Below are 3,707 nucleotides of genomic sequence, written 5' to 3'. Positions count from 1 at the left end.
AAAGTAATCAACAAAGTCATTAGACTAGGTATGCCTGAGAGAAACACCAATATTTAGATTTTTAGCAAAAATGGGGATGATCAAACCTTATATGATTTGATCAACAACGCCAATAGGTGACGTTACACCTTCTATTTTTCAACATTCAATTAAATTCAAATAGGGATCCCACCAATGAGAGCCATCGTATTAATTTTTGTAGTATTAATCACATCAGGATGCGCTAACCGCTATTCTCAACCTAGACCCAATATGGACAATGCCCAGTTACGTCTTGTATCGATCCCCAGTAATAATAACTTTGTTACCACACCTAATAATAATAACTGCATTGTTGAGCAGCATGCCTCTTCTCTTGCTACATTAGGCCTTAAAGCTAATCTTGTTCATCAATTAAGTCGCATTAATATGCCACTTTATAATGAAAGAGGCCGGTGACTCACATCAAAATGAAGTCTATATTCCTGCGGGCACCCCCTTCAGATTTCAATTTAATGGGGTGGGTATTACAGGGATCGATTCTGGTAAAACATCTTATCAAGAAGGTATTTTATACTCGTGGTGTCGAAAAATGGTGAGCTTTACTCCCGAGAAAAACAAACACTATGAAGCGGTATATGACTACGTCAGCACCGATGAAGGACAAGAAACATGTGGCGTCACATTGTTTGAATTAACGGCCGATGAAAATCGGTCAGTATCGTAAAAGTGAAATGAAAAATTATAAAATTAATCATAACTACTGCATATAATCATTCATATTAGCCCATTAACTCTTTAATTTTCACCTTTAATATTAAGGTGTTTCTTCGCTTTTAACTCTGCTTGGAACACCTTATAATCAGCATCTCCCCAACACTCAACATGATGTAACTCGGGAATAGTCTCTTTATGAAAGATGGGGTCCTTACCTTGTTGCAGCTGTTGCATATAGTTTTTAAATAATTTTAATGCCACCTTTCGAAGTGACACTAATGCCCAGATATTAATGAAGGCTAAAATCGCCACAAAAAAATCAACCACTTGCCAAACAAACCCTAAAGGGAGTACCGCCCCCAGTATGACCATTAACAGAACACTGCACCGAAACCCCGTCAACACCAAAGGTGAGCGAGTAATATATTTAATGTTGGTTTCACCATAAAAATAATTAACGACCACAGTACTGTAAACAAATATAAAAATTAATAGAGCAATAATACTGCCCCCTTGCTCACCAAAGTTTTTGTCCATAGAGGTATAAATTAAATCAATCCCCGTTAATTCAGGCGATATGTAATTTATTTGAGAAACGAGAATAATAAAGGCGGTTGCCGTTGACAAGATTAATGTAGTTGTTAATACACCCAAAGCTTGGATAAAACCTTGTTTCACCGGATGTGATACATAAGCTATCGCCCCCGCATTGGGCGTTGAGCCCATACCCGCCTCATTAGAAAACACACCTCGTTTAATGCCTTGAACAACCATTATGCCAAAAGTGCCTGCTGACGCTTGTTTAAATCCCAAAGCTTCTTCTAATATTTGTAATAACATCGGTATAATCTGCTGATAATTCATAATCATAACAACAATTGCAGTCATCAAATAAACACATGAAGCAATTGGGAATAAAATCTGGGTGATTTTAAGCACCCCAGATAAACTGCCAAAAATAATGACCCCAGTAAAAACCGCTAAGTTAATGCCAACAGAGAGGGGTGATACAGAAAAAGCCACTTCCATTACTCCTGCTATCGTATTCGATTGAGCCAAATTAAAAATAAGCCCATAACTGATCACCATCAGTATCGAAAATAATAAAGCCATCTTTCTCGACTTTAAACCGAAAGCAATGTAGACAGCAGGTCCCCCCATAAAACGCCCATTTTTCAATTTACGTTTATAAGCTTGGGCCAAAGTATTCTCTATCAAACACGAAGCGGCACCAATGAATGCTATCATCCACATCCAAAAAACAGCACCCGCGCCCCCTAAGCTAATCGCAATGCCTACACCGGCAAAATTCCCCGCCCCCACTCTGGATGCTAATGGAATACAAAAAGTTGAAAAAGATGATATACGTTTTTGCCGATTTTTCCCAAATCCTGCTTGCTCCAATAGCAAAGCTAGCATATGCCTAATTTTATTAATCTGAGTAAAACGAATTTGATAACTGAAGTAAATCCCTATCGTCAATAACACAAAGATCAGTAAATAATTTAAAACCGATGCAAACAATATAGATAACATTGATTCAATCGTCGTCATTTTCTATCCTTGTTAAGAGCGATACCCTCGTAACTCCATATTTAAGGCGTTATAACACCCATTGTCCCGAGTTCAGGTTATTTAATGATCGAGCTCAATAACGTCATCGAAAACTGAAGAATATAACTCTGATTTATCATTACAATGCTTTCATCAAGTCATCTAAATTCAGCACAGGTTGGATATCGATCGCTGCATGACAATGCTCAAATAAAGATTCATTCACTATGGCTAACTGTGCTTGATCTGCCGCTTCTGGGTTTAACTGTTCAACTAATAATTTTAATACTTTAAATAAAGAGTCATCTGCCTGAGGCTGATTTTCTCTTTCAACTGGAATAGTGAACCTTAACATTAAACGCATCACAGCCTCCTTACTTGTGTGATATGCAATAAAGTATTTCGTCTGCTGCTTAAATCTATTCTCCTTAATCATTATAGCTAACATTGAAGTCGTAAAAAAAGAGGCCATAAAATGTCCTCTTAAACATGGATTCATCTTAATGAATTTCTATACTAATGACGTCACATTAATTGAACGCGTATCTGAAAAGGCATTTTCAACCGCTTGAGAAGCAGCAAAAAACGCAGCATCAATTTTTTGCTGATCTGAACCTGCAGCGGTCAAATCACTGACGAGTGTATCACCAATATTCGCCAATAAGATCTCAGTATTGCGTCCAACCCCACCTTGAGTCGGTATCAAATTGTGCATGGGGTAATGCTTAGCCAATTTAGCTTGTAATTCTGTTTGCTCATGCTTTTGATCTGTATCTGTTGGCTTAATCAGTGTAGGCAGCACCGTGTTGCGTGCAAATGTTTCAGCTTTACTCGCTCCTTCACGATTAAAAATATAGCGAATATCTTCAAATTTATGCGCTTCAAAGTCTTTTTCACCGTATTTTGCACGACCAAAATCAATGGCTTTTAACATGGTGACTGGTTCGCCATTTTCATCTTCAAATCGATGCACTAACAAATTATGCGAATGTAAATCACGGTGAGACACTTGATTGTTGTACATCACCCTCAACATATCAACCATCTGAGTTGCCACCGATTTTTTCTCAGGCGTGGATAACATGTTACTGGGTGAAGGCAATCCTTTTGCCCTAACTCGGGGATCTGAAGAGGCACTTAAAACCGGATTAGGTAGACACACGTCTAACTCTTTACTTTTTACATCTTTTTTATACATAGAAACTTGAGCATATTCAGACATCACTTCTGCAGCCGTATTAGTTCCATGTTGTTTATCATACTTTAAAGCTGCATCAAATTTAGCCCTTTGCTTGCTATCCAACCCAGTAGGTAACTCTTCAACAGGTATCTGCTCTTGCAAAGAAATACCTGATTACCGACAAGTCTCAGCCATAAGCTACTAAAACTGAACTATAGTTAAAGTAAGGCTTTGAGTGGATAAATGGTTATGGCTAAAAGTAAAGTTCAACACCAGT

The 3,707-nt window shown here is 37.9% G+C and carries 5 protein-coding genes; 2 read left to right on the top strand and 3 right to left on the bottom strand.

What is annotated here, in order from left to right:
• The first annotated feature begins 174 nt into the window (after window positions 1–174).
• Window positions 175–438 (top strand): hypothetical protein, encoded by a 264-nt coding sequence (locus tag L2764_RS26245; RefSeq protein WP_248943292.1) that lies wholly within the window; start codon window positions 175–177, stop codon window positions 436–438.
• Window positions 422–706 (top strand): hypothetical protein, encoded by a 285-nt coding sequence (locus L2764_RS26240; protein WP_248943291.1) that lies wholly within the window; start codon window positions 422–424, stop codon window positions 704–706. The genes L2764_RS26245 and L2764_RS26240 overlap by 17 nt, the downstream gene beginning before the upstream one ends.
• Window positions 707–777: 71 nt before the next feature.
• On the opposite strand, the gene L2764_RS26235 is transcribed toward L2764_RS26240, so the two are convergent.
• From L2764_RS26235 to L2764_RS26225, 3 genes are all read right to left on the bottom strand, one after another.
• Window positions 778–2,250, bottom strand: coding sequence for an alanine/glycine:cation symporter family protein (locus tag L2764_RS26235; RefSeq protein ID WP_248943290.1), 1,473 nt, complete (start codon window positions 2,248–2,250; stop codon window positions 778–780).
• Window positions 2,251–2,389: 139 nt separating this feature from the next.
• Entirely contained in the window at window positions 2,390–2,614 is a 225-nt protein-coding gene (locus L2764_RS26230) for a hypothetical protein (RefSeq protein WP_248943289.1), read from the bottom strand.
• A 147-nt stretch (window positions 2,615–2,761) separates the two neighbouring features.
• Window positions 2,762–3,592: a protein kinase domain-containing protein gene (locus tag L2764_RS26225; protein WP_248943288.1), complete on the bottom strand. Its 831-nt coding sequence runs from the start codon at window positions 3,590–3,592 to the stop codon at window positions 2,762–2,764.
• Between the last annotated feature and the right edge of the window lie 115 nt (window positions 3,593–3,707).

Source organism: Shewanella surugensis (assembly GCF_023284005.1).
Taxonomy (GTDB): Bacteria; Pseudomonadota; Gammaproteobacteria; order Enterobacterales; family Shewanellaceae; genus Shewanella; species Shewanella surugensis.
Note: the sequence above shows the minus strand (reverse complement) of the source record. Positions and strands in the feature narration are given on the sequence as shown.